The following is a 25,323-nucleotide window of genomic DNA, read 5'->3' as shown; positions in this document are numbered from 1 at the left end:
GACGTGGCGGGGGTTTTCCCCACCCCGCTTCCGGTGGGCGGCCTGATTCCGGGCACAACGGGCCCTCCGTAGCGTCCTGGGTATGACGAAGAGCACCCGCACGTTGAGGACATTCGCCGCCGCCGCGGGCGTCGTGGCGCTGATCGGTACGGCGTCCGCCTGCGCGAACGCCTCCGACGACAGCGAGCCGGAGCGCAAGGGCTTCGCGCTCGACGGGAGCGAGCTGACCATCGACTCCTCGGACAGCAAGGTCGTGGTGAGGCCGGCCGACGTGAAGGAGGTCCGGGTGACCCGGTGGTTCGACGGCTGGGCCGTGTTCGGCGACACCCCGAAGGCCACCTGGTCCATGAACGGCCACACCCTGACCTTCCGCACCAAGTGCCAGGGCGCGGTGCAGGACTGCTCGGTGCGCCACGAGGTCCTGGTGCCGCGCGGAGTCCGCCTGACGGTGGTCAACGGCGACGGCAGCGTGGAGGCGAGCGGCTTCAGCACCGCGCTGGACCTCACCACCCGCGACGGCTCGGTCGTCGTCCGGGACGTGACCGGACCGCTCCGGCTCTCCAGCGGCGACGGCCGGATCGACGCGGGCGGCATCGGCTCCCGCGAGGTCAGCGTCCACACCTCGGACGGCTCGGTGAAGCTGGCCTTCGACAAGGTGCCCGACCTCGTCGAGGCGACGAGCGGCGACGGCCGGGTCAGCGTCGCGCTGCCCCACCAGAGCTACAAGGTCTCCGCGCGCTCGGGCGACGGGCACGTCAGCGTCGACGTGCCGCGCGACGACACCAGCGGCCACGTCGTGACGGTCCGTACGGGCGACGGCTCGGTGAGCGTCACGGAAGCCGGCCGCTGACCGCAACCGCCCGGCCCGTGTATTCGTCCCAGCCAGGTGGGAGACTGGACCGGACAACCACCGGCGGCGGACCTGCGGGAGAGGGCGACTGTGACGACGGCACGCTCGTGGTGGCGGCGTGGGGACAATCTGCGCGCCGACGCCCAGGCCGCGAAGGACGCCGCCGCCGAGGCGTTCTACGAGCTGGACACGGCCCAGCGCGACCTGGTGATCTCCATAGAGACCATCACCGCGGTCGACAGCTCCCCCGCCGCACGGCGCGCGAGCGAGGACTTCCGGGCGCTGGGCGAACGCATCGACCAGGTCAGCGCCGCCTACATCGCGGCGGTCGACGCTTACGACCTGGACCGCGACGAGTTGGAGGCCGCCACGGCGGCCCGCGCGCGCACCGAGCTCACCAAGGCGAAGGACGACCTGGTGCGTGCCAGGAAGGACCTGGACGCCTTCGCCCGGGGGCTCGGCCCGCTGCTGGACAAGGCCGAGACCCAGCTCGCCCGTCTCGCCCCGGCCGTGGAACGGGCCCGGCAGGCGCTGCTCGCCGCGTCCAACGCGCTGGACGCCGTACGGGCCTCGGGCCTGCGCGCGGATGACCTCGCGGCCCGGCTGGCCGCCCTCGGACCGGAGCTGACCAAACTCAACCAGGGCGCCGGAACGCACGGCGTCCAGGAGACCATCCGGCGCGGCGACGAGGTGCTGCGCACGGCCGAGGCCATCCGCGCCGAGGCCGAGCGGCTGCCCGAGCGGTCCCGTGAGATCGACAAGCGGATCGTGTCGCTGCGTACAAGGACCCAGGCCCTGGCCACCCGCACGGAGGGCGTCGATCCGGTCCTCAGCGAGCTTCGCCGCCGCTTCAGCATGGCGTGCTGGCAGGACCTGCAGCACGTGCCGGAGCGGTCGACGGAGGCAGTGGGGCGCGCGGAGCAGAAGCTCCAGGAGGCCGCGAAGGCCCGGGACGAGCAGCGCTGGCCGGACGCGACGGCCCTGCTCGGCACGGTGCGGGCGCTGCTCGACGACGCCGACGCGGCGGTGTCCGCGGCCGGCGACAGGCTGCGGCGGCTCAACGAGGTCAGCAAGGACCCGCAGGGCGAGATCGAGCGGACCCGGTTCGCCGTCCGGGACGCGCAGCGGCTGGCCATGCAGGGCCGCACGACACCGGAGCAGCGGCACGCGCGCCCCCTCGACGAGGCGGTCGCCCGGCTCGACCGGGCCGTCGAAGGCCTCCAGGGCCGGCACCCCGACTGGTGGCACTTCCTCACGGAGACGGCGGCGGTGCGCGAGACGGCCGGCCGGGTCGTCGCCGCGATCCGCGAGGACCGCGCCACGGGGCGGGCCTAGCCGCCCTCGGCCACCCCGCCGCCGCGCCCTTCGGGCGAAAAGACGCCGGCTCACTGGAAAGGCGGACCGCTGACCAGGTGCGGGCCCAGGTCTCGGCCGCCTCGTGCCGGCCGGGTTCGTCGAGGAACTCCCGCGGGCGCAGGCCGTCGAGGACCGGATGGCAGTAGTGGCCGTCGGCGAAGTCCACCGTCACGCCGCGCCGCCCGTCCCAGCGCCGGTTCCCCGGGTGGAAGTCGCCGTGCACCACGGTGTGCGCAGTCCGCAGGCGTCCGGTTCCGCGACGAGCGCGGGCGGTCGGGCGGCAGGCCTGCGGGCCTGGGTCCGCTCCGGCGGGGTGAGTTCCCGCCCGGCGGCGGCGTCCCGCGAACGGTTCCGGTGCCGCGGCCCGTCAGCCGCAGCAGCCGCCGCCGCAGCAGCCCCCGCCGCCCGCGGCCGGGCGGGGCGCCGCCGCCCCTGAGGCGGCGGCGGTGCCGCCGACCGCGACCGTCGACAGGAGCTTGACGGTGTCGTCGTGCCCGGCGGGGCACTCCGCCGGTGCGGAGGACTCGGCCATCGGCCGGCTCAGCTCGAACGTGGTGCCGCAGGAGCGGCAGCGGTACTCGTAACGGGGCATGGGCACAGATTAACCACGGCTCACAGCCTGCGCGCCAGGGTCAGTCCGTCCGCCACGGTCAGCAGCAGCGCCTCGACGCGCTCGTCGGACGCGACACGGTCGTTGAACGCCCGGATCCCCGCCGTGTCACCCGTGGCGCGCGGGTCCACGACCCGCCCGTGGTAGAGCGTGTTGTCGGCGGCGATGATCCCGCCGGGCCGCATCCGCGGCACCAGCTCCTCCCAGTAGGCGACGTAGCTGCCCTTGTCGGCGTCGAGGTAGACGAGGTCGATCCACGGCTCGCGCGGCAGCGCCCGCAGCGTGTCCAGCGCGGGCGCGATCCGCAGGTCCACACGGTCGGCGACACCGGCCTTGGCCCAGGCCTCACGGGCGACCGCGGTCCACTCCTCGGAGACGTCGCAGGCGATGAGCCGCCCGTCCGCGGGCAGCGCCTGCGCCATGGACAGCGCGGAGAATCCGGTGAAGGTGCCGACCTCGACGACCTGCCGGGCCCCGGTCAGCCGGACCAGGAAGGCCAGCAGCGGGCCCTGCTCGCGCGCCGACTGCATGGCCGCCGCGGCACCGAAGCGGGCGCGGGTGACCTCGACCAGCTCCTCCTGCACCGGGTCCAGCGGCGGGTTGTGGTCGAGGACATACGCGTACAGTTCGGGCGTGAGCTGCGGGTTCTTGGTCTCGTGCACGGCTGCTCCTTAAGGTGGCGGCATGTACGTGGATGACGTCCTCGCCCTGGTGCCCAGCATGCCAGGCAGGCGGGTGCTGCTGGGGCTCGCGGGCGCGCCCGCGGCGGGCAAGTCGACCCTGGCCCGGGCGATGGTGGAGGCGGTCGACGCACGCCTCGGCGCGGGCACGGCGGCGTACGTGCCGATGGACGGCTTCCACCTCTCCAACGCCCAGTTGGACCGGCTCGGGCTGCGCGGCCGCAAGGGCGCGCCGGAGACCTTCGACGTGGACGGATACGTCCATCTGCTGCGGCGGCTGCGCTCCCGGCAGGCCGGCACCGTCTACGCGCCGGACTTCGACCGGGCCCTGGACGAGCCGGTCGCGGCCGGGATCTCCGTGCCGCCGCAGGCCCGGCTGGTGGTGACGGAGGGGAACTACCTGGCCGACGACGCCGCCGGCTGGCACGAGGTCAGGGACCTGCTGGACGAACTGTGGTTCGTCGAGACCGATCCCGCGGTCCGCGAGGAGCGGCTGCTGGCACGGCATGTGACGGGCGGTCGCACGGAGGCCGAGGCCCGGGCCTTCATCGAGGCCAGCGAACGGCCGAACGCGCTGCGCGTCGAGTCGACGCGCAGCGCGTGCACGCGGGTGGTGCGGCCGGACGGGGTCAGCGGCGCGCCACGCTGAGCATCCGGCGCAGGATCTCCTCCCCCGCCGCGACGCCCGGCAGGGCCAGCGCGTCGACGTGCGGCGCGCCCCAGCCGGTGTCGGCGAGTTCGCCGTGGCCGGGACGCCAGGCGGTGTGGGCGGCGAGCAGCAGTTCGGCGTCCAGGAGGGAGTCGCCCGCGGCGAGCACGTGGTCGGCGCCGGTGCGGCGGACGACCTCGGCCAGGGCCGCGGACTTGGTGAGCGGCTTGGGCACGGCGTAGACCTTGCGGCCCTGCAGGGAGACCGTCCAGCCGCGCTCCTGCGCCCATTCGGCGAGGTCCTTCACCCACAGTTCGGGCAGCAGCGAGCGCTCCACGACCAGGTAGACGAACAGGTCCTCGGCGACACGCTCCTTGCGCAGCCAGGACTCGTCCGCGGTGCGCGCCATGTACGCGCGGACCTCGTCCAGCGGAGCGCAGCCCTCGGCGAGGCGGCGGCGCATCTCGGCGTTCCACTCGTGGTCCGTGTGGCCCTTGACCAGGATGTGCCCGCCGTTGGCGCAGATCGCGTACCGCGGGACCGGGCCCGGCAGGTTGATGCGCCGGTACTGCTTGCGGGTGCGGGTCGTGGCGGGGACGAACTCCGCGGCGGCCGCGAGCCGCTGGATCAGCGCGGCGGCGGTCTCGGTCATGAAGGACAGCGGCCGGCCCTCGTGCACCTCGACGCACAGCAGCCGCGGCGCCTCCTCGTCCGCCATGGACAGGGCCAGGGCCGAGGGCGAGTAGATGAGGGTGCGGTCCAGGTCGCTGGCGACGAGGGACTTCACGATCTCCGGGCGCTGCTTCACTTGGCCTCCACCGCCTTGCCGTCCGTGCCGGTCGCGCCCCGGGTGAAGCGCGGGTGGATCAGCCCGACGCACGAGTACGGCAGGTCGTCCACCTCCTCCACCGGGACGCCGCGCTGCTCGGCGAGCAGCCGGATGTGCGCCAGGTCGGCTCCCGCGCCGCGCCGGGCGAGCACCCGCCACGGCACGCGGCGCAGCATCACCCGGGTGGTCTCGCCGACGCCGGGCTTGACCAGGTTGACGTCCCCGATCCCGTACTCCTCGCTGATCCGCTCGACCGCGGCCCAGCCCTCCCAGGTGGGCGTGCGGTCGCCGGCCTGGAGCTCCTTGACGTCGCGGGCGACCTCGTCGGCCACGGCGCCGAAGCGGGCCGAGACCTCGTCGAGGAAGAGGCCGGAGACGTCCGAGCCGGCCAGCTCGCGGTAGAACTTGGCGCCGTGGAACTCGTCGGGGCCGATGAGGTCGGCGCGCAGCACGGTGCGCGAGACCAGGCCGGAGACGGTCGAGTTCAGGCACGCGGACGGGATGAGGAAGTCGTCGCGGGTGCCGAAGGTGCGGACGCACGACCCGGGGTCGGCCAGCACCGCGATCCCCGGATCGAAGCCCCCGAACGGGGCCACCGCGTCGGCCAGTTCACGGGTGATGGCACCCTTGCCCGTCCAGCCGTCCACGAACACCACCCGTGCGGGGTCGTGGTGTTCGGCCAGCCAGCGCAGGGCGGTGGTGTCGATGCCCCGGCCGCGGACGATGGACACCGCGTAGTGCGGCAGGTCCAGGCCGTGCGCGTGCCGCGCCCAGCGGCGCATCAGCACACCGACCGGGGTGCCCGCGCGGGCCAGCGACACCAGGACGGCCTGCGGGCCGCGTTCGGCGAGCACCAGTTCGGTCACGGCGCCGACGGCGCGGGCGATCCGGCCGGCGGAGTCCGCCAGCGCGTTCCGGAACAGCTCCTGGTACTCCGCGCTGGGCTGGTACTCCACCGGCAGCGACTCGGCGTAGTGCGCCCCGCCGCTCTGGATGGCCTCCTCGCGCTCCTCGGTGGGCGCCTCCAGTTCGGCGTCGGAGAGGTCCTTCAGCAGCCAGCCGACCTCGTCGGGCGCGTACGAGGAGAACGCGGGCCCGCGCAGCGGCTCCGGGAGCGTCGGGGGGGCGGGCGGGCGGGGTTCGTACGAGGGCACCACGGCCAGCAGGAGCCTTTCGGTGTGGCCGGCGAGCTGCGCGAGCAGTCCTCCGGGAGCGTGCAGGGCGGGCGTGTCGCCCGCGCTGTCCACGACGGCGACGACGGCGTCGAAGCCGGCGCCCGCCACGTTGTACGCATGGCGCTCGCCGGGCCCGTCGGCCGGGTCGTCGTGGTCGGGGAAGGTGATCCGGGTTCGTATCGCGTACCCCGGGTCGTCCACGGCCAGGACCGGCGAACGGGTCGTCGTGGAGAAGCGCACCTCCACCGCGGGCAGCGCCTCCTGGAGGGCCTGGGCCAGCCGCAGCGGGGCGTACATCAGCTCCTCGTTGCCGAGGACGAGGACGCGGGGTGCCGGTCCCTCACCGACGGCGCTCAGGCCCCCTGTCAGGCCCCCTGTCAGGCCCTCCGCCAGGCGTGCCGCCATCGCGGGCAGCGCCGCCTCCAGCCGCGCGCGGTGCGCGGGCGTGAAGCCGTGCCGGCCGCCGTCGGGCAGCCCGGCGGGCCAGTCCAGGTGCACCCGGTGCGGCGCCGCGGCCGGGGCCAGGCGCGCGGGTGCGGCGGCGCCGTGCGCGGCCACCAGCGCCTGGCCCCGCTCCAGCACCCCGTCCGGCAGGCCGACCGTGCCCGAGGCCAGGGCGAGGACGTCGACGCCCGCGCCGAGATCCGCCGCGAACCGGGCGAGCAGCGCGCGGTCGGCCTCCGAGCGCATGTCGACCAGGGCGACCACGACGTACCGGCGCCGGGGGTGGCGGGCGTGCAGGGCCCGCACCGTGTTGAGCACCGTCCGGCCGGTGGAGAACTCGTCGTCGACCAGCACCAGCGGCCCGTCCCCGGCCAGCAGGCCGGCGTCCTCGGGCAGCAGCAGGTGCGAGGTCGCGTGGCTATGCTCCTCCTCGAAGCCGCCGACCGCCTCGACCCCGGCGACCGGGCGCCGCGTGGAGTGCAGGTACGGGGCGACGCCGAGGCCGTCGGCCACGGCGTGCCCGAGGCCGGTCGCGGTCTCGGCGTAGCCGAGCACCACGGCCCGGGCCGCCTCCTCCTCGCCGAGCAGTTCCCGTACGCGCACGCCGAGCCCGTACCCGGCGTCGTAGACGACCCCAGGGCGCTGCGGCACATGCTTGCCCAGCACATTGGAGACCAGCAGGTGCGCCCGCTTGGGGTTGCGGCGCAGGGCGAGGCCGAGCAGTCCGCTCAGGCCCTCTCCCCGCAGGGTGACACCGAGGCGGTCGGCGACCCACTGCCCGGACCAGACGTGCTCCACTGCCATGCGTTCGGCACTCTCCCTCTCGTAGCCGGTCACGACGGCACGCACGCGGAGAGCAGCTCGACGAAGCCGATCTCCTCCCGCGCCACGCCGAAGACCTCGGCGCGCCGCACGGTGCGTTCGGCCCAGGCGCGGTGCGGCTTCACCTCGTTCATCTTGTTCGTGTAGGCCGAGCGCAGCACGCCCCCGCCGCTGCGGTCCTCGTGGAGTATGTCGGCCGCGTCGCTCCACTCCTCGTGGGAGACGACGCTGAGCGCGTGCACGGGCTGGACGTGCGAGGGGTGGATGCAGGTCTTTCCCTGCAGGCCGTTCGTCCGGTCCAGTTCGATCTCGCGCAGCAGCCCGTCCATGTCCCGCTGGATCAGGGCCTCGCGCAGGTCGACGGCCGCCGGGACGAAGGGGCTCTGCCGCAGCAGCGGCTTGAACATGCGCTCGGAGTGCTTGAAGTACTCCCAGACCGGTCCGGTGATGGTGAAGCCGGTGCCGTCGGCGCGTCCGAGGACGTTGACCACGTCGGCGATGATCGAGGCGACGATGCGGACGTCGTAGGCGGTCATGTCGGGCGAGCGGCGCAGCCCGTAGGCGGAGCAGAAGTCGGTGACGCCGAGCCGCAGCGCGAGGACGCGGTCGCGGTACTTGTCGACGGTGCGGGAGATGCCGTACAGCGTCTCGGTGCGGGTCTCGAGGTGGAGCAGCTGCGGGGACTCCAGGACCGGCATGGCGAACAGCCGCCGTCCGCAGTCCGCCTCGGCGGCGGCGAGGGCCTCCAGGAAGGGGACCCCGGACTCCTCGGTGAACTTGGGGAGCACGAACCCGGAGAGCAGGGACACGTCGTCGCCGAGCCGGCGCACGAGGTCGGTGATCTGGCCCGGGGTGCGCACGCGGATGAAGAGCAGCGGGGGGTCGCCGTCGGGGATCCGGTGGGACAGTTCCCCGAACTGGCGGACGAGGTTCTCCTCCGCGGTCTCGACCTCGCGGTCGTCGATGGAGTCCTCCAGGCACAGCACCATCGAGACGACCCCGCGCGCGGCCTGCTTGAGCACGTCGTCGGCGAGCCGCAACCGGGTGGCCGGGCAGTAGAGGGTGGCGCCGAGGGCGACGGCCAGCGTGCCGGCCGGCGAGGCCGCGGTGAACTCCGCGGGCTGCCGGTGGAAGAGCTCGTCCCGTACGTCCGGTGCGAGGTGCCCGAAGTGGCGCATGCGTTCCCCCGTGGCAGGTGGTGGTTGGAGAGGTGGGAAGCGTCCCCCGACGCCGTGTGGCCGATTATCGTACGCGCGACCCCCCTGCGGACGTTCCCGGCGTACGTGAAAATCAGGTAACCCCCTCGGGTCCGGTACATGTCGGCCTGTCCGCATCCCTCCCCTGCGGCACACCCGTCACACGCCCCGCGTTGTGGACGCGGCCCCCGGGAGGGCAGGATTACGCGCATGACGCAGGCGATGGTGAAGGGCTCCAACATCCCGGTGACGGCCTCGGCGGTGCGGGCGGTGCTCCGCTGGAGCCCGGGGGCGGGTGTGCCGGACGTGGACGCCTCGGCGCTGCTGCTGGGCGCGGACGGCCGGGTGCGCTCGGACGAGGACTTCATCTTCTACAACCAGCCCCGGCACCCCGGGGGCGCCGCCCGGCACCTGCCCAAGCGCAGCGAGCCGGCCGGGCTGACGGACGCGGTCGAGGTGGACCTGACCGCGCTCGAGGCGGGCGTGGAGCGCGTGGTCGTCGCGGCCTCCTCGGACGGCGGCCCCTTCGCCCTGGTCTCCGACCTGACGGTGCTGCTCTACGACACGGCCGCGGGCGCCGACGCCGAGCCGCTGGCGCTCTTCGATGTCGTCCCGGACACGGGCGACGAGTCGGCGCTGATCTGCGGCGAGCTGTACCGCAGGGCGGGCGGCTGGAAGTTCCGTGCGCTGGGGCAGGGCTACGCCTCGGGGCTGGAGGCCCTGGCCACCGAGTTCGGCATCACCGTGGAGGAGGGCGACCTCGACGAGGCGCCGCCGCCGCGGCCGGAGGGCGAGGCCGCGGTGCCGCAGCCCGTGCCGCCGACCGTCGCGGTGACCGGCGAGCCGGACGCGTACACCCTGCAGGCCCCGGCGCCGGTGCCCCCGCAGCCCGCCGCGCCGCCCGCCTACGGCTACCCGCAGGAACCGCAGCCGACGGTGGCCGCCCCGGCGTACGGCTACCCGCAGGAGCCGCAGCCCACCGTGGCCGCCCCGGCCCACGGCTACGGCTACCCGCCGCAGCAGCCCGTCCCGGCCCCCGCTCCCGCCCCGGCGTACGGCTACCCGCAGCCGGTGCAGGGGTTCCGGCTGCCGCCGATGGGCCCGCAGTTCCAGGAACGCCGCTGAACGTTCCCGGCACGGGGCCGCGCGGTCAGACCTTGGTCTTGTAGCCGCGGCCCCACTGCAGGCCCCAGCCGTAGAGCCGGTCGAGCTCGGCCTGGAAGCCGTAGACGTACTTGACCTCGCGGCGCACGGTCAGGTCGCCCTTCTTGTTCTCGATGAGCACCACGGCGCACGAGCGGGCCTGCGGTTCGCGCTCGTCCAGCGGGATCTCGATCCGCGGGCCCGAACTGGGGAAGATCTCCACCTTGGCGTGGGTGCGGTCGAAGGCCGGCGTGCCGTCGTAGATGTAGACGAAGACGAGCATGCGCTTGAACTCTTCGTGCTTGTCGAGGTTGATGTAGAGCGTCTCGCCGGACGAGCCGCCGAAGCGGTCGTCACCGGTCATCTGGATGTACGGCGGTGCGTCGAGGTCGCCGAGGAAGCTGCCGAGCGGCTGCACGACGCCCTTGGTGCCGTCGGCCAGCTCGTACATGCACGCCAGGTCGAGGTCGACGTTGACCATGGCGGGGCCGGCGGCCTGCACGGGCTCCGGTTTGAACAGGTGCATCTGGCGGCTCAGCCAGGAGCCGCTGCGCTGGTTCCAGCCGCCGGTGTCGGAGGTGCGCATCTGCCAGGACAGGTTGATGCGCAGGTTGCCGACGGCCGCGCCCTGCTTGGACAGGGACACGACCGGGTGCCGCCGGGTGAGTTCGATGGTGTGCGCGTTCGCCATGTCGAACTGCGTGTTGATGCCGCCGCTCGGCCGCAGGAAGTTCCACATGTCCGTCCCTCCCCAGGACGCAGGCCGCCCCCCGCCGGGCGGCGAGGGGCGGCGTGAGCCGTCTGCCGTGACGAGACGGGGGTCAGACCCCGCTCGTCACCTCCGCTTTGTCGTCCCGCTGCTCGGAGCTTTCCCCGAGACGGCGGTTCCGCACCACCGACGACCAGTAGGAGGCGCCGATCAGGACGACGCCGATGAGGCCGGTGATGACCTCGTTGATCTCGAACCGGATGGTGACCAGGAGGATGACCGCCAGCGCCCCGATCGCGTAGTGCGCGCCGTGCTCCAGGTAGACGTAGTCGTCCAGGGTGCCCTTGCGGACCAGGTAGACGGTGAGCGACCGGATGTACATCGCACCGATGCCGAGGCCGAGGGCGATGATGAAGATGTCGTTGGAGATCGCGAACGCGCCGATGACGCCGTCGAAGGAGAACGACGCGTCGATGACCTCGAGGTAGAGGAAGAGGAAGAACGCCGCCTTGCCCGCCAGGCCCACGGCCGAGGCGCCGCTGCCGGCCGGCTTGCCGCCCGAGCTCATCTCCTCGAGCTCCTCGTCGGCCTCCTCGGCCTCGTCCTCCAGCTTGTCCTCGAAGTAGCCCGAGATGCCGCCGACGACGAGGTAGGTGATGAGGCCGCCGATGCCGGAGAGCAGCACCGTGGAGGACTTGTCGCCCCCGCCGTGCGGGACGGCGGTGGCGAGGGTGGTGGCGGTGATCAGCAGTGCGACCAGCGCGACGACGACGGAGAGCGTGTCGAGCTTGCCGAGCTTGGAGAGGGGCTTCTCCAGCCAGGCGAGCCACTTGTGCTCACGCTCCTCGAAGATGAAGTCGAGGAAGATCATCAACAGGAACATCCCGCCGAACGCGGCGATCGCCGGGTGCGCGGAGGTGACGAGGTGCTCGTACTGTTCCTTGTTGTTGATCGCCAGGTCGATGGCCTCGATGGGGCCCAGCTTCGCCGTGATCGACACGATGATGATCGGGAAGACGAGGCGCATGCCGAAGACGGCGATCAGAATGCCGATGGTGAGGAAGATCTTCTGCCAGAAGGCATTCATCTTCCGCAGGATGCCGGCGTTGATCACCGCGTTGTCGAAGGAGAGCGAGATCTCCAGCACCGACAGGATGGCGACGAGGGCAAGCCCCTCCGCACCCCACAGATAACCGGCGAGGGCGAGGCCGGCGGCGGTGACACCGAACGACCAGCCGAAAGTTCGGAGGAGCACTGGATATCCAATCCCTTTACGAAACGTTGACCCCAAAGTCTAGGGCGATGCCCCGGAGCCCTGATGCATACCCCTGGCCAACGGCTCGGAACTTCCATTCGCCGCCGTATCGGTACAGCTCGCCGAAGATCATCGCCGTTTCGCTCGAGGCGTCCTCGGAGAGGTCGTAGCGGGCCAGTTCGCTCTGGTCGGTCTGGTTGACCACCCGGATGAAGGCATTGCTGACCTGACCGAAGGTCTGGCCGCGGGCGTCGGCTTCGTAGATGGAGACCGGGAAGACGATCTTGTCGACCCGCTCGGGTACGGCGGACAGGTCCACCAGCAGGACCTCGTCGTCGCCGTCGCCGTCGCCGGTCAGGTTGTCGCCGGTGTGCTCGACCGAGCCCTCCGGGCTCTTGAGGTTGTTGTAGAAGACGAAGTACTCGTCGCCGAGCACCCGGCCCGAGGCGCACAGCAGGGCGCTGGCGTCCAGGTCGAAGGGCGCCCCGGTGGTGGAGCGCGCGTCCCACCCGAGCCCGATCAGCACGCTGGTCAGGTTGGGTGCGGCCTTGGTGAGGGAGACGTTGCCTCCCTTGGCGAGCGTCACGCCCATGCTGTTCTCCTCCCCCGCGGGGCTCGCGGCCCGCCGGACGCGGACCGCGCGACCCCGGCGAATCAGACGTTGACGCCGAAGTCCTGCGCGATGCCGCGCAGGCCGGACGCGTAACCCTGGCCGATGGCCCGGAACTTCCATTCCGCACCGTGCCGGTAGAGCTCTCCGAAGACCATCGCCGTCTCGGTCGAGGCGTCCTCGGTGAGGTCGTAGCGAGCCAGTTCCCTGTCGTCGGCCTGGTTGACGACGCGGATGAACGCGTTGCGCACCTGGCCGAACGACTGCTGGCGGGTCTCGGCGTCGTAGATCGACACCGGGAAGACGATCTTGGCGACCTCGCCCGGCACACCGGCCAGGTTCACCTTGATCTGCTCGTCGTCCCCCTCGCCCTCACCGGTGATGTTGTCACCGGTGTGCTCCACGGAGCCGTCGGGGCTCCTGAGGTTGTTGAAGAAGACGAAGTGCTGGTCGGAGAGGACCTTGCCCTCGGTGCCCGTGAGCAGGGCACTGGCGTCGAGGTCGAAGTCCGAGCCCGTGGTGGTGCGGGCGTCCCATCCCAGGCCGACGATGACGGCCGTGAGGTTGGGGGCCTCCTTCGTCAGCGATACATTGCCACCCTTGCTGAGGCTGACTCCCACGAGTCCTCCCATGTCATCGCGTGCTGCTCGTATCAGGATCAACGCCCTGAGGTTAGTACCCGGTTCCCCAGGACTACAGGGCTTCGAGCGCCTTGACATAGTCGTTCAGGTCACGGGCGTCCGGCAGGCCGTTGACGACGGTCCAGCGGACCACGCCCTCCTTGTCGATGACGAAGGTGCCACGCACCGCGCAGCCCTTGTCCTCGGCGAAGACGCCGTAGGCCCGCGAGACCTCGCCGTGCGGCCAGAAGTCGGACAGCAGCGGGTACTCCAGGCCCTCCTGGTCGGAGAAGACGCGCTGGGTGTGCATCGAGTCGTTGGAGACCGCGAGCAGCTGGACCTCGTCGTTCTGGAAGGCCGGCAGTTCGTCGCGGAGAGCGCACAGTTCGCCCGTGCAGACCCCGGTGAAGGCGAAGGGGAAGAAGAGCAGCACGACGTTCTTGGCGCCCCTGAAGTCGGACAGCCGCACGGTCCGGCCGTGCTGGTCCCGCAGCGCGAAGTCGGGAGCCTGGTCGCCTACGGCGAGCACCATGGTGGACACACCTCTCCGGTGGACGGTGACGGGACCCGCGGCGGGCCCCGCCGTCAGTCTCGCACCGCCACGGGCACCCCATGCGAGGCGCCCCCGCGACGCTCGGTCACGGGGGCGCGGTGCCGGTCGCCAGGGTTCAGCGCTTGCCGGCCTTCGCCGTCTTGGGAGTCACCAGACGACTGGCGGTCCAGTCCTTGGAGACGTTGACACTGCTGGTCTGAGCCAGGCCGGCGGTCTGCGCGGCCTCTCCGATGTCACTCGGCTCGACGTGCCCGTCACGGCCGGTCTTCGGGGTCATGAGCCAGATCTGGGCGCCCTCGTCGATGGCGGACGTGGCGTCGACCAGGGCGTCGGTCAGATCGCCGTCATCATCACGGAACCAGAGGATGACGCCGTCGGCGACGTCGTCGTACTCCTCGTCCGCGAGTTCTTCACCCGTGATCCCCTCAATACCCTCACGGAGCTCGTGATCGACGTCGTCGTCGTAGCCGAGCTCCTGGACCACCTGTCCGGGCTCAAAACCAAGCCGGCTTGCCGGGTTGGTCTGCTCCTCCGCGTGGCCCGCGGTCGCGCTCACGCTCTGCCTCCTGTCATGGGGGTTGTCTTCCCGCTCCTGTGCGGGGTTATGGGCGGTAGTCCACACGGGCGCGGCGGTTCGCGCAAGTACCCAGCCGCCCATCCCGCCCAAACGTTGACGTGTCACCGCAACCCGAACCGTGAGGGGTGACGTGGCTCACTCCACTATGCCAGGATTTCTCCCGAATCGGGGTTGCGGTCGGTCGTACGTCCGAGTGGGCGTAGAGTTGCGGTTTGGTCGAACGGCCACCGGACAGCCATGCGTGAGCCTCAAGAGGGTCTGTAAGAGGGGTCTGTCTCACTTAGTGATGGTTACCACTCAGTAGAGATGACGTATCCCGAACGCGCGGTACACGATGGAGGCGGCGCGACCCAGCAGAGCAAGACCCTAGAAGCGAAGGAATAGCGTGGCTTCCGGATCAGATCGCAACCCGATCATCATTGGCGGCCTTCCCAGCCAGGTCCCGGATTTCGATCCCGAGGAGACGGCGGAATGGCTCGACTCGCTTGACGCCGCCGTCGACGAGCGCGGACGCGAGCGCGCCCGCTACCTCATGCTCCGCCTGATCGAGCGAGCCCGCGAGCGGCGGGTTGCCGTGCCCGAGATGCGCAGCACGGATTACGTCAACACCATCGCCACCAAGGACGAGCCGTTCTTCCCCGGCAACGAGGACATCGAGCGGCGCATCCTCAACGCGACCCGCTGGAACGCGGCGGTCATGGTGTCCCGGGCGCAGCGGCCCGGTATCGGCGTCGGCGGGCACATCGCCACCTTCGCTTCCTCTGCCTCCCTGTACGACGTGGGCTTCAACCACTTCTTCCGGGGCAAGGACGACGGCAAGGGAGGGGACCAGATCTTCTTCCAGGGCCACGCCTCCCCCGGTGTGTACGCCCGCGCCTTCCTGCTGGACCGGCTCTCCGAGACCCAGCTCGACGCGTTCCGCCAGGAGAAGTCCAAGGCGCCGTACGGCCTGTCGAGCTACCCGCACCCGCGGCTCATGCCGGACTTCTGGGAGTTCCCGACCGTCTCCATGGGCCTCGGCCCGCTGGGCGCGATCTACCAGGCCCGGATGAACCGCTACCTGCAGGCGCGCGGCATCGCCGACACCGAGCAGTCGCACGTGTGGGCGTTCCTCGGCGACGGCGAGATGGACGAGCCCGAGTCGCTCGGCCAGCTCTCCCTGGCCGCCCGCGAGGGCCTGGACAACCTCACCTTCGTCGTCAACTGCAACCTGCAGCGGCTCGACGGCCCGGTGCGCGGCAACGGCAAGATCATCCAGGAGCTGGAGTCGCAGTTCCGCGGCGCCGGCTGGAACGTCATCAAGCTGATCTGGGACCGGACCTGGGACCCGCTGCTCGCGCAGGACCGCGACGGCGTGCTGGTGAACAAGCTCAACACCACGCCCGACGGCCAGTTCCAGACCTACGCCACCGAGACCGGCGAGTACATCCGCGACCACTTCTTCGGTGACGACCACCGGCTGCGGAAGATGGTCGAGGGCCTCACCGACGACCAGATCCTGCACCTGGGCCGCGGCGGCCACGACCACCGCAAGATCTACGCGGCGTACAAGGCGGCCCGTGAGCACAAGGGCCAGCCGACCGTGATCCTGGCCCAGACGGTCAAGGGCTGGACGCTCGGCCCGAACTTCGAGGGCCGCAACGCGACCCACCAGATGAAGAAGCTGACGGTCGACGACCTCAAGCGCTTCCGCGACCGGCTGCACCTGCCGATCTCCGACAAGGAGCTGGAGTCCGGCGCCCCGCCGTACTACCACCCGGGCCGGAACTCGGAGGAGATCCAGTACATGCACGACCGGCGCAAGGGCCTGGGCGGCTACGTCCCGACCCGCGTCGTGCGCGCGAAGCCGCTGGCGCTGCCGGACGACAAGGCCTACGCGGGCACCCGCAAGGGCTCCGGCAACCAGACGATCGCCACCACGATGGCCTTCGTCCGGCTGCTCAAGGACCTCATGCGGGACAAGGAGATCGGCAAGCGCTTCGTGCCGATCGCCCCCGACGAGTACCGCACCTTCGGCATGGACTCGCTCTTCCCGTCGGCCAAGATCTACAACCCGCTGGGCCAGACGTACGAGTCCGTCGACCGCGAACTGCTGCTGGCGTACAAGGAGTCCCCGACCGGCCAGATGCTGCACGACGGCATCTCCGAGGCGGGCTGCACCGCGTCGCTGATCGCCGCCGGGTCGTCCTACGCGACCCACGGCGAGCCGCTGATCCCGGTCTACGTCTTCTACTCGATGTTCGGCTTCCAGCGGACCGGCGACCAGTTCTGGCAGATGGCCGACCAGCTGGCGCGCGGCTTCGTGCTGGGCGCCACGGCGGGCCGCACCACCCTCACCGGTGAGGGCCTGCAGCACGCCGACGGCCACTCGCACCTGCTGGCCTCGACCAACCCGGCCGTCGTCTCGTACGACCCCGCGTTCGGCTTCGAGATCGCGCACATCGTCAAGGACGGCCTGCGCCGCATGTACGGCGGGACCCCCGAGGCGAACGAGGACGTCTTCTACTACCTCACCGTCTACAACGAGCCGATCGTCCAGCCGGCCGAGCCGCAGAACGTGGACGTCGAGGGCATCCTCAAGGGCCTGTACCGGTACCGGACGGCCGAGGCGGGCGCCATCCCGGCTCAGATCCTGGCGTCCGGCGTGGCCGTGCCGTGGGCCCTGGAGGCCCAGCGGATCCTCGCCGAGGAGTGGAACGTCCGGGCCGACGTGTGGTCCGCGACCTCCTGGAACGAGCTGCGGCGCGACGCCGTGGAGGTCGAGGAGCACAACCTGCTCCACCCGGAGGAGGAGCAGCGCGTCCCGTACGTGACGCAGAAGCTCAGCGGCTCCGAGGGCCCGTTCGTGGCCGTCTCGGACTGGATGCGGGCCGTCCCGGACCAGATCTCCCGCTGGGTGCCGGGCACCTGGCAGTCGCTCGGTGCCGACGGCTTCGGCTTCGCCGACACCCGTGGCGCGGCGCGCCGGTTCTTCCACATCGACGCCCAGTCGGTGGTCCTCGGCGTGCTCACCGAGCTCGCCAAGGAGGGGAAGATCGACCGCTCCGTGCTGAAGCAGGCGATCGACCGCTACCAGCTGCTCGACGTCGCCGCCGCCGACCCCGGTGCCGCGGGCGGCGACGCGTAACACCGTTTGTCCCGACCCGGGGCCCCCGTCGCGCTTCCGCGCGGCGGGGGCCCCGGCCTTTCCCGGCTCCCCGCGGGCTCGTGTCACTGGTCGACGATCTGGAAGGCGCGGACGGTGTGCCGGGACTCCGGCACCCAGGTACCGGAGGGGAACGTCACGAAGTCGCCCTCGGTGGAGCACTCGGCGCTCTGGTAGGTCGTCACGAGCTTGCGGGTCCGGTTGACGAACGACCTCGCGGACGTGCCCGGCGGCAGCGGCACGCAGGAGTTGACGTCGGTGTCGGCGAGCTCGTGCACCAGGCGTGCCCCGCGGTAGCCCGGCCTGTCCCACAGGCACAGCTCCCCGGGGTCGCAGCGCCCCGCGGGGGCGGCCGCTACGGGCGGCGCCGGCGCGGCCAGGGCCGCGGCTGCCGCGGCCAGGGCAAGGGTCAGGACGGCACTGCGCATGTGGATCACTCCCCCGTGGTGGTCGGAGCTCCACGGTGGACGGCGAGGCCCGGGACCGCCAAGGGCCCCGGGCCTCGTTCACCCGGATAGGGAATCGTCCGGTGTCAGATGTGCACCCCGCCGCCGGCGGCGTCCGCGTTGACGCCGCGCTTGGTCAGGAACGCGATGCCCGCGGCGAAGGCGGCCACCACGCCGGCGACGGTGAAGGCCAGACCCATCCCCGAGAGGAAGGTCTCGTTGGTGACCTTCGTGATCAGGGCGACGACCTCGGCCGGGGTGTCCTTGGCGACGGGCGGCACACCGACCACGACCGCGTCGGCGGCCTGCGCGGCCTGCTCGCCCTTCAGCGGGGGCAGGCCGGCGCCGGCCCACTTCTCGGGCAGCACGCTGTCGACCCGCGAGGCCATGATCGTGCCCAGTACGGCGGTACCGAGGCTGCCGCCGACCTGCATCGCGGAGCCCTGGAGGCCGCCGGCCACGCCGGACAGCTCCAGCGGGGCGTTGCCGACGATGACGTCGGTGGCGCCGACCATCACGGGGGCCAGGCCGAGGCCCAGCAGGGCGAACCAGAGGGACATGACGCCGGTGCCGGAGTCCGCCTCCAGCCCGGTCATGCCGAACATGGCGACCGCCGTGCACACCATGCCGCCGACCAGCGGAACCCGGGGGCCGAACTTGGTGATGAGCGCACCGGCGACGGGCGAGCTGACGATCATCATCGCGGTGAGCGGCAGCAGGTGGACGCCGCACTCCACCGCCGACATGCCGTGGACGTTCTGCAGGTAGAAGGTGACGAAGAACAGGCCGCCCAGGAAGGCGAAGGCCATGAGCACCATCAGCGCCGTGCCCGCGGACAGCGGCACCGAGCGGAACATCCGCAGCGGGATCAGCGGCTCGGAGGCCCTGGTCTCCCAGAGGGCGAACAGGACGAACAGCAGCACCGAGCCGGCCAGGAAGCCCAGGGTCAGCGGGTCGCCCCAGCCCCACTCCGGAGCCTTGATCAGGCCCCACACCAGGCCGAACATCGCGCCTGAGAGCAGCAGGATGCCGGGGACGTCGAAGGACCGCGGCGCGTTCTCGGCGCGCACGTCCTTGAGGATGACCAGGCCCAGGACCAGCGCGACCAGACCCACGGGCACGTTGATGAAGAAGACCGACTCCCAGTTGACGTGCTCGACCAGCAGACCGCCCGCGATCGGCCCGGCGGCGGTGGAGGCACCGATGACCATGCCCCAGATGCCGATGGCCATGTTGAGCTTCTCGGCCGGGAAGGTGGCGCGCAGCAGGCCGAGCGCGGCCGGCTGCAGCAGCGCGCCGAAGACGCCCTGCAGCACGCGGAGGCCGATCACCATGCCGACGCCGCTGGACACGCCGATCAGGCCGGAGGTGACGGCGAAGCCGGCGAGGCCGACGAGGAAGGTCTGGCGGTGGCCGAAGCGGTCGCCGAGCTTGCCCGCGGTGATCAGCGACACCGCCAGGGCCAGCATGTAGCCGGTGGTGATCCACTGGATCTGCTCACGGGAGGCACCCAGGTCGGCCTGGATGGCCGGGTTGGCGACGGCGACGATCGTGCCGTCCAGCGCCACCACCATGACGCCGATGGCGACCGAGAACAGGGTCAGCCAGGGGTGGCCGCGAAGGGGTTTCTTGGAAGGCGCCGGTATCGAGTCCGGGGCCTTGTCGGTGACGACGGAGCCTTGGGTCATGGACAAGAGATTATGGCAGCGTCTGACATTTGACCAAAGCAGTCATCCGTCGGTAACTGTCAGGAAGCACCAAAGTATCGTGGGGGCCCCTGGAGGTGGACGGCAGATGAAGCATGCGATACGCGCGACGCCCGTGTGCGGCCTGCGCGAACGCAAGAAACAGCGCACGCGCGACGCACTCATAAGGGCCGCGATCGAGCTGTTCGTCGTCAAGGGCTACGAGCGCACGACCGTCGACGAGATCGCCGCGGAGGTCGAGGTCTCGCAGCGCACCTTCTTCCGCTACTTCGCGGGCAAGGAGGAGGTCGCGCTCGCACTGGAGGACAGCGTCGAGGAGGCCTTCGTCACCGCGGTGGCCGAACGCCCGGCCGGCGAACCGCCCTTCGAGGCGCTGCGCGCCGCGCTGGACGAGTCCTGGCACAGCATCAGCGCCGTGATCGCCGCCGTCGTACCGCTGCCCACGTACATGGCGATGTACCGCGTGATCGAGTCCACGCCGACGCTGCTGTCCGCCCAGATGCGCCATTCGGCGCTCGTCGAGGGACGGCTCGCCTCGGTCATCGCCGCCCGCGAGGGCCTGGACCCGGCCGACCCGCGGCCGCGGGTGCTCGTGGCGGCCGTCGGCGGGGTCATCCGGGTGGCCCAGCGCCTGTGGGGCGACGGCGACGAGACCAGCGTGGAGTCCATCCGCCGGACCACCGAGGAGCACCTGGACCTGCTGGTCCCTGTCCTCGCACAACCGTGGGACGAACACCAGGGTGTGTCCGGAATCTCCTTGTTCCAAACGTGACTTGGGTCACGGCGCGCCTCGGGGGTCTCCGGCGTCTCCTAGGGTGTCCCCCAGTGAACCTCGTCGATGAGCGCTTCAGCTCCCCCTCCCTGCGCGCCCTTCTGGCCTTGGCCGTGGTCTTCGTGATGCTGGCGACCACCGGCTGGACCGCGCTGCGCCACCACAAGGGCGGCGGGGACGCGCTGGCGGTGGCCACTGCCGCGTGGCGGCACGGCTCGGTGGGCGGACGTCCGCTCCCGGACCCCCAGGCGGCCCCGGGCGTCATCGCGCGCTTCTTCGCCTCGGTCGGACCGGACGGCGCCAAGCTGCTCGCCCACCGCTATCCGCTCGTCGTCGGCAACCTCAACGGCGCCCCGGTCGCCGTGCGTTACCAGGCCAACCGGCGCTCGCTCGTCACGGCCCGCGCCCAGGAGACCGCCCGCTCGCGCAGCTCCCTGCTGACCGCCGAGGGCCGCCAGGACGCCGCGCGACGCGCCGACCGCTACACCTCCCTGCTGGACGGCAAACGGCAGATCCTCGCCTTCGACCCCACCGGCCGCGGCCGGGCGGCCGAGGTCTTCGGCGACCTCGGCACCGCCGAACGGGTGTCGCTCGTCGTGCCCGGGGTCGACACGGACGTGCTCTCCTTCGAACGCGAGGACGATCCGGCCCGCGCCCCCGTCGGCATGGCCGGCTCGCTGTACGCGGCCGAGCACGCCGCCGCTCCGCGCACGCGCACGGCCGTCATCGCCTGGGCCGACTACACCACCCCGCAGGGCGTCGGCCTGGACGCCTCCACCGGCGAACTGGCCGAGCAGGGCGCCGTCCGGCTGGCCGCACTGGTGCGGTCCCTGCCGGCGCACGGCAGCGTCTCGCTGTTCTGCCACTCCTACGGCTCGGTGCTGTGCGGCGTCGCCGCCCCCGACCTGCCCTCCGGGCGGGTCTCGGACATCGCCGTCTTCGGCAGCCCCGGTATGCGGGTGGACAAGGCGGCCGACCTGGGCACGGCCGCCCGGGTGTGGGCCACGCGGGACAGCACCGACTGGATCGGCGACGTGCCGCACATGGAGTTCGCCGGGCTCGGCCACGGGGCCGACCCGGTCTCCCGCGCCTTCGGCGCCCGCGTGGTGACCTCCGAGGCCGCCGAGGGGCACGCGGGCTACTTCCGCCCCGGCACCGACAGCCTCGCCAACTTCACCAGCATCGCCCTCGGCCGCTACCCGGACGTCCGGTGCGCCGACGGCAGCGACTGCACGGCGGGCGCGGACTAGGCCGGTAGCCACATGGCCTAGTCCGGCCGTGCCCGGCCGGTTCCCGAATTCGCGACGCCGCCTACGATGACCCGTATGGGTGACGTATTGGCCGGATCCAACGCCGTATGGGAGTTCGATGCCGATGCGGTGCTCATCCGTTACGAGCGGGGGATGCGCAACTCGAAGCTGCTGCAGACCCTGGGACGGCGGCGTGTCCCGTACGAGGCCCTGGCGGGCGTCGAGCTGGGCCCGGGGCGGCGCGGCACCGTCGTGCTGCGCGCGCTCCCGCGGCGGGGCGCCGATCCGTTGATGGAGGCCGCGAAGGGCCAGCTCAAGGAGGCCGCCGACCCCTACCGGCTGGTGCTGCCCGCCGAGCGGGAGCTGCTCGCCGAGTACTACGCCGAGGAGCTGCTGTCCGCGATCGGCGCGGCCGGGGGCGGCTCGGACGCCGAACCGGCCCCGCGCCACCTCGTGGAGGTGCCGTCCGCACCCCAGTCGTTCAAGGCGTACGACGGCAAGGCGTCCTTCGACGGCGAGACGGTGTCCTTCCGCTGGTTCTGGACGGGCGCCTCGACGGCCAAGTGGAAGGCCGGTGACCAGCACTTCCCGGTCGCCGAGCTGTCCGGGGTCGACTGGCGCTCCCCCGAGATGCTCGGCGGTCACCTGCGGCTGCTGCCGCGCGACGCCGACGGCCACCACGCAGACAATCCCGACGACGACCCGGCGACCGTGGTGTTCGGTCTGGGCTACGGCCTCGTCCACGAGTCGCTGCCGCTGGCGGCGGCGGTCGTGGCGGCGGTCCAGCGGGCCGCTCGGACGCGGCCCGCCCTGGACCGGGACGGCTACTCGCGCGCCGCCGACGTGGACGACATGTCCGGGTAGCGGTCGCCCGCGACCTGCCCGGCGAGCGGTTCCAGCCGGCCCAGTTCCGCCTCGTCGAGGACGATCCGGGTGGCGGCGGTGTTCTCCCGCAGACGCTCGGCCTTTCGGGTGCCCGGGATCGGCACCACGGTCAGCCCGTGCACCTGTGCCCGCTGCTGCACCCAGGCCAGGGCGATCTGGGCGGGTGTGGCGCCGTGCGCCTCGGCGACCCGGCGCAGCGGCTCCAGCAGGTCGAGGTTGCGCTTGGCGTTCTCCCCGGAGAAGCGGGGCTGGTACTGGCGGAAGTCGTCCGCCGACAGCTGGGAGGCGTCCTGGAAGGAGCCGGTCAGGAAGCCCCGGCCCAGCGGGGAGTACGGCACGAGGGCCACTCCCAGCTCGGCGGCGGCACCGGTCAGCGAGATCTCGACGTCCCGGCTGAACAGCGACCACTCCGACTGCACGGCCGCGATCGGGTGCACGGCGTGCGCCTCGCGCAGCTCGGCCCCGGTCACCTCCGACAGGCCCAGGTGCCTCACCTTGCCGGCTCGCACCAGCTCGGCCATCGCGCCGACGGACTCGGCCAGCGGCACGGCGGGGTCGCGGCGGTGCATGTAGTACAGGTCGATGACGTCCACGCCGAGGCGGCGCAGGCTGCCGTCGACGGCATGGCGGATGTACTCCGGGTCGTTGCGCACGCCCCGGTACCGCGTGTCGTCCGCCTTCCGCGCTATGCCGAACTTGGTGGCGAGGGTGATCTCGTCGCGGTGCTCGCGCACGAAGGGGGCGATGAACTCCTCGTTGGCGCCCATGCCGTACACGTCGGCGGTGTCGAGGAGCGTGACCCCGAGGTCCAGCGCCGCGTCGAGGGCGGCGCGGGCGGCGGCCTCGTCGGTGGGACCGTAGAACTCGCTCATGCCCATGCAGCCCAGGCCCTGCACGCCGACCAGGGGGCCGCCCGTACCGAGCGTGACCTTGGCGATCGGCTCGTTGTTGTCGCTCATCTGCCTCATGCCCTCTCCGACGCCCGGCGGGCGCCAGCGTAGGTGTCGATCTTGTGGTCGAGGACCGCGAGGGTGTCCCGCAGCTCGTCGATCCGCCGCAGCACGTCGCGCCGGGTCGACTCCAGCAGCTCCTGGCGGTCGGAGAAGGTGTGCTCCCCGAGCCGCACCAGCTCGGCGTAGCGGACCATGTCCGCGACCGGCATCCCGGTCAGCCGCAGCTTGCCGACGAAGGCCAGCCAGTCGAGGTCGCGGCTGGTGAAGCGGCGCTGCCCAGTGTGCGAGCGGTCGACGTGGGGCATCAGCCCGATCCGCTCGTACCAGCGCAGCGTGTGCGCGCTCAGGCCGGTGAAGGCCGCCACCTCGCTGATCGTGTAGCGGTCCCGGCCGTCCGGGAGGGGTCGCCGCGCCTCCCCGGAGCAGTCGGGCACGCTTCCGGGCTTGCTCTTGGCCACCTGCGTCACGGTCATGGGTTCCACGCTAAAACCCTGGAGTGCACTCCAGGCAAGGCCATTCGTTAGGCTCACGGTCATGCGGAGCCCGAGCAGCCTGAGCGCGATCGAGAACTGGCCTGTCCCGACGGCCGCGGCGGCGGTCGTACGCCGTGACGGCACGGTCCTGGGGACGTACGGCGAGACCGGGCGGCGCTTCCGGCTGGCCTCGGTGACCAAGCCGCTGTCCGCCTACGCGGCGCTGGTCGCGGTCGAGGAGGGCGCGGTCGAACTCGACGAACCGGCCGGCCCCGAGGGCTCGACCGTGCGGCACCTGCTCGCCCACACCTCCGGCCTCGCCTTCGACGAGCACCGGGTGATGGCGGCTCCCGGCACGCGGCGGATCTACTCCAACGCCGGCTTCGACGCGCTGGCCGACCACATCGCCAAGGCCACCGGGATCCCCTTCGGCGAGTATCTGCGGCAGGGGGTGCTGGAGCCGCTCGGCATGCACGCCACCGACTGCCCGGGCTCGGCGGGCGCCGGTGCGGTCTCCACCGTCGACGACCTGGTCCGCTTCGCCGCCGAGGTGCAGGCACCGCGGCTGCTGGCCCCGGAGACGGTCGCCGAGGCGACCTCCGTCGCCTTCCCCGGCCTCAAGGGCGTGCTGCCCGGCTACGGCGGCCAGAACCCGAACGACTGGGGCCTGGGCTTCGAGATCCGGGACCACAAGTCCCCGCACTGGACGGGCGCCTCGTCCTCCCCGCGCACCTTCGGCCACTTCGGCCAGTCCGGCACCTTCCTGTGGGTCGACCCGGACGCCGGGGCGGCCTGCGTCGTCCTGACGGACCGTGACTTCGGCGAGTGGGCCCTGCCGTTGTGGCCGGCGCTCACGGACGCGGTGCTGGCAGCGCTGTGACCAGCGTCAGCGGGATCGGTCCGCAGGACCGGCCGCTGACGCTGCGCAGGAGGGAACCGGCCAGGTGCCGGGGGTCGGTGGAGGCCGCGACCCGGCCGCGGGCGTTGACCAGGGCGGCCGGCGCGGGCAGACGGCGCAGCAGGGGCAGCACGGCGGCCTCGAAGTGGCGCAGGTACACGTCGGCGGCGGCCACGCCGAGGAAGCGCCCGCCGTGCTGGACCGGCACCGACAGGGTGAGGCTGTACTCGTCGGAGCACAGGTAGTCGACGTACGGTCCGGCCACGGCGCGCTCGCCGGTGGCGCGGGGCAGGGCGAACCAGTCCCAGTGGGTGTAGTCGGAGTAGGCCGAGGTGCCCGGGTCCAGGTCGGGCAAGAGCGGCCGCAGCCCCTCCTCCCCGTGGTTCTGCCACCACTCCAGCCAGGCCGGTACGTCGCCGAGCAGCCCGGGTTCGGCGATGAAGCCGATGCCGGAGATCAGGTCGTGCCGCCGGCGCAGCCGCTCGTGGAGCAGCGGGCGCAGGGCGGCGAGGTCGGCGGTGGTGGGGGCCCGGCCGGCGGCGCGGACGGCGGCGATGGCGGTGGTGCGCTCGGCGACCTGGGCGACGGCGGCGAAGACGTCCTCCAGGGTGCCGCGGACCCGGTCCACGACGTCGGCGACGACCTCGTCGACGAGGGCGGTTGAGCTGACGGCCACGGCGGCTGCCTCCGGTGCGGGAGGACGGGTGGTGCGGACGC

General features: G+C 72.0%; 25 protein-coding genes. 9 read left to right on the top strand and 16 right to left on the bottom strand.

Annotation, left to right across the window (positions count from 1 at the left end; translation table 11 throughout):
* The first annotated feature begins 82 nt into the window (after positions 1 to 82).
* On the top strand, positions 83 to 850 hold the full coding sequence (locus B085_RS0101495; RefSeq protein WP_018556779.1) for a DUF4097 family beta strand repeat-containing protein: 768 nt from the start codon (positions 83 to 85) through the stop codon (positions 848 to 850).
* A 90-nt stretch (positions 851 to 940) separates the two neighbouring features.
* Positions 941 to 2,185 carry a hypothetical protein gene (locus tag B085_RS0101490; RefSeq protein WP_018556778.1) on the top strand — a complete coding sequence of 415 codons (1,245 nt, stop codon included), beginning with the start codon at positions 941 to 943 and terminating at the stop codon, positions 2,183 to 2,185.
* A 388-nt stretch (positions 2,186 to 2,573) separates the two neighbouring features.
* Here B085_RS0101490 and B085_RS0101485 read toward each other — a convergent pair whose 3' ends face one another.
* Together B085_RS0101485 and B085_RS0101480 are read right to left on the bottom strand one after the other, a co-directional pair.
* On the bottom strand, positions 2,574 to 2,798 hold the full coding sequence (locus B085_RS0101485) for an FmdB family zinc ribbon protein (RefSeq protein WP_018556777.1): 225 nt from the start codon (positions 2,796 to 2,798) through the stop codon (positions 2,574 to 2,576).
* Positions 2,799 to 2,818: 20 nt separating this feature from the next.
* Complete coding sequence (locus B085_RS0101480) at positions 2,819 to 3,478, bottom strand: O-methyltransferase (RefSeq protein WP_018556776.1); 660 nt, start codon at positions 3,476 to 3,478, stop codon at positions 2,819 to 2,821.
* Between the two features lie 22 nt (positions 3,479 to 3,500).
* Between B085_RS0101480 and B085_RS0101475 the strand changes: the two genes are divergently transcribed.
* Entirely contained in the window at positions 3,501 to 4,145 is a 645-nt protein-coding gene (locus B085_RS0101475) for a nucleoside/nucleotide kinase family protein (RefSeq protein WP_018556775.1), read from the top strand.
* Here B085_RS0101475 and B085_RS0101470 read toward each other — a convergent pair.
* From B085_RS0101470 to B085_RS0101460, 3 genes are read right to left on the bottom strand one after another with little or no spacing between them, the layout of a single operon-like run.
* Positions 4,126 to 4,953, bottom strand: coding sequence for a hypothetical protein (locus B085_RS0101470; protein ID WP_018556774.1), 828 nt, complete (start codon positions 4,951 to 4,953; stop codon positions 4,126 to 4,128). The genes B085_RS0101475 and B085_RS0101470 overlap by 20 nt on opposite strands.
* Positions 4,950 to 7,397 (bottom strand): phosphoribosyltransferase, encoded by a 2,448-nt coding sequence (locus tag B085_RS0101465; RefSeq protein WP_037731046.1) that lies wholly within the window; start codon positions 7,395 to 7,397, stop codon positions 4,950 to 4,952. Before B085_RS0101465 ends, B085_RS0101470 begins: the two co-directional genes overlap by 4 nt.
* A 29-nt stretch (positions 7,398 to 7,426) precedes the next feature.
* Positions 7,427 to 8,593 carry an HpcH/HpaI aldolase/citrate lyase family protein gene (locus B085_RS0101460; protein ID WP_018556772.1) on the bottom strand — a complete coding sequence of 389 codons (1,167 nt, stop codon included), beginning with the start codon at positions 8,591 to 8,593 and terminating at the stop codon, positions 7,427 to 7,429.
* A 228-nt stretch (positions 8,594 to 8,821) separates the two neighbouring features.
* Here B085_RS0101460 and B085_RS0101455 point away from each other — a divergent pair, with 228 nt between their 5' ends.
* Positions 8,822 to 9,736, top strand: a complete 915-nt coding sequence (locus tag B085_RS0101455; protein ID WP_018556771.1) for a TerD family protein — start codon at positions 8,822 to 8,824, stop codon at positions 9,734 to 9,736.
* 25 nt (positions 9,737 to 9,761) lie between these two features.
* On the opposite strand, the gene B085_RS0101450 is transcribed toward B085_RS0101455, so the two are convergent.
* The 6 genes from B085_RS0101450 to B085_RS0101425 all read right to left on the bottom strand — a co-directional run bounded on the left by B085_RS0101450 (position 9,762) and on the right by B085_RS0101425 (position 14,057).
* On the bottom strand, positions 9,762 to 10,493 hold the full coding sequence (locus B085_RS0101450) for a TerD family protein (protein ID WP_018556770.1): 732 nt from the start codon (positions 10,491 to 10,493) through the stop codon (positions 9,762 to 9,764).
* An 82-nt stretch (positions 10,494 to 10,575) separates the two neighbouring features.
* On the bottom strand, positions 10,576 to 11,718 hold the full coding sequence (locus B085_RS0101445) for a DUF475 domain-containing protein (RefSeq protein WP_018556769.1): 1,143 nt from the start codon (positions 11,716 to 11,718) through the stop codon (positions 10,576 to 10,578).
* A gap of 16 nt (positions 11,719 to 11,734) precedes the next feature.
* Entirely contained in the window at positions 11,735 to 12,310 is a 576-nt protein-coding gene (locus B085_RS0101440) for a TerD family protein (RefSeq protein ID WP_018556768.1), read from the bottom strand.
* Positions 12,311 to 12,372: 62 nt separating this feature from the next.
* Positions 12,373 to 12,948 carry a TerD family protein gene (locus B085_RS0101435; RefSeq protein WP_018556767.1) on the bottom strand — a complete coding sequence of 192 codons (576 nt, stop codon included), beginning with the start codon at positions 12,946 to 12,948 and terminating at the stop codon, positions 12,373 to 12,375.
* A 73-nt stretch (positions 12,949 to 13,021) separates the two neighbouring features.
* Entirely contained in the window at positions 13,022 to 13,480 is a 459-nt protein-coding gene (locus B085_RS0101430; RefSeq protein WP_026250566.1) for a peroxiredoxin, read from the bottom strand.
* 136 nt (positions 13,481 to 13,616) lie between these two features.
* Positions 13,617 to 14,057, bottom strand: a complete 441-nt coding sequence (locus tag B085_RS0101425) for a DUF3052 domain-containing protein (RefSeq protein WP_026250565.1) — start codon at positions 14,055 to 14,057, stop codon at positions 13,617 to 13,619.
* Between the two features lie 406 nt (positions 14,058 to 14,463).
* Between B085_RS0101425 and aceE the strand changes: the two genes are divergently transcribed.
* Positions 14,464 to 17,205, top strand: a complete 2,742-nt coding sequence (gene aceE / locus B085_RS0101420) for a pyruvate dehydrogenase (acetyl-transferring), homodimeric type (RefSeq protein ID WP_018556764.1) — start codon at positions 14,464 to 14,466, stop codon at positions 17,203 to 17,205.
* 83 nt (positions 17,206 to 17,288) lie between these two features.
* Here aceE and B085_RS0101415 read toward each other — a convergent pair whose 3' ends face one another.
* Together B085_RS0101415 and B085_RS0101410 are read right to left on the bottom strand one after the other, a co-directional pair.
* Positions 17,289 to 17,651: a peptidase inhibitor family I36 protein gene (locus B085_RS0101415; RefSeq protein WP_018556763.1), complete on the bottom strand. Its 363-nt coding sequence runs from the start codon at positions 17,649 to 17,651 to the stop codon at positions 17,289 to 17,291.
* Between the two features lie 104 nt (positions 17,652 to 17,755).
* Positions 17,756 to 19,357: an MFS transporter gene (locus B085_RS0101410; RefSeq protein WP_018556762.1), complete on the bottom strand. Its 1,602-nt coding sequence runs from the start codon at positions 19,355 to 19,357 to the stop codon at positions 17,756 to 17,758.
* Positions 19,358 to 19,463: 106 nt separating this feature from the next.
* On the opposite strand from B085_RS0101410, the gene B085_RS0101405 reads away from it, so the two are divergent.
* The 3 genes from B085_RS0101405 (at position 19,464) to B085_RS0101395 (ending at position 22,261) form a co-directional block, all read left to right on the top strand.
* Positions 19,464 to 20,147, top strand: a complete 684-nt coding sequence (locus tag B085_RS0101405; protein WP_018556761.1) for a TetR/AcrR family transcriptional regulator — start codon at positions 19,464 to 19,466, stop codon at positions 20,145 to 20,147.
* Positions 20,148 to 20,200: 53 nt separating this feature from the next.
* Positions 20,201 to 21,397, top strand: coding sequence for an alpha/beta hydrolase (locus tag B085_RS0101400; RefSeq protein WP_018556760.1), 1,197 nt, complete (start codon positions 20,201 to 20,203; stop codon positions 21,395 to 21,397).
* A 75-nt stretch (positions 21,398 to 21,472) separates the two neighbouring features.
* A complete protein-coding gene (locus B085_RS0101395; protein ID WP_018556759.1) occupies positions 21,473 to 22,261 on the top strand; it encodes a DUF4429 domain-containing protein in 789 nt (262 codons plus the stop codon).
* On the opposite strand, the gene B085_RS0101390 is transcribed toward B085_RS0101395, so the two are convergent.
* Positions 22,222 to 23,241: an aldo/keto reductase gene (locus B085_RS0101390; RefSeq protein WP_018556758.1), complete on the bottom strand. Its 1,020-nt coding sequence runs from the start codon at positions 23,239 to 23,241 to the stop codon at positions 22,222 to 22,224. The genes B085_RS0101395 and B085_RS0101390 overlap by 40 nt on opposite strands.
* Positions 23,242 to 23,246: 5 nt before the next feature.
* Positions 23,247 to 23,708 (bottom strand): MerR family transcriptional regulator, encoded by a 462-nt coding sequence (locus B085_RS0101385; RefSeq protein WP_018556757.1) that lies wholly within the window; start codon positions 23,706 to 23,708, stop codon positions 23,247 to 23,249.
* A gap of 61 nt (positions 23,709 to 23,769) precedes the next feature.
* On the opposite strand from B085_RS0101385, the gene B085_RS0101380 reads away from it, so the two are divergent.
* Positions 23,770 to 24,588 carry a serine hydrolase domain-containing protein gene (locus tag B085_RS0101380; RefSeq protein WP_018556756.1) on the top strand — a complete coding sequence of 273 codons (819 nt, stop codon included), beginning with the start codon at positions 23,770 to 23,772 and terminating at the stop codon, positions 24,586 to 24,588.
* Here the strand turns inward: B085_RS0101380 and B085_RS40865 are convergent.
* Positions 24,560 to 25,282 (bottom strand): cache domain-containing protein, encoded by a 723-nt coding sequence (locus tag B085_RS40865; protein ID WP_018556755.1) that lies wholly within the window; start codon positions 25,280 to 25,282, stop codon positions 24,560 to 24,562. The genes B085_RS0101380 and B085_RS40865 overlap by 29 nt on opposite strands.
* Positions 25,283 to 25,323: the final 41 nt, after the last annotated feature.

The organism is Streptomyces sp. BoleA5 (genome assembly GCF_000373665.1).
In the GTDB taxonomy this organism is placed as follows: Bacteria; Actinomycetota; Actinomycetes; order Streptomycetales; family Streptomycetaceae; genus Actinacidiphila.
Note: the sequence above shows the minus strand (reverse complement) of the source record. Positions and strands in the feature narration are given on the sequence as shown.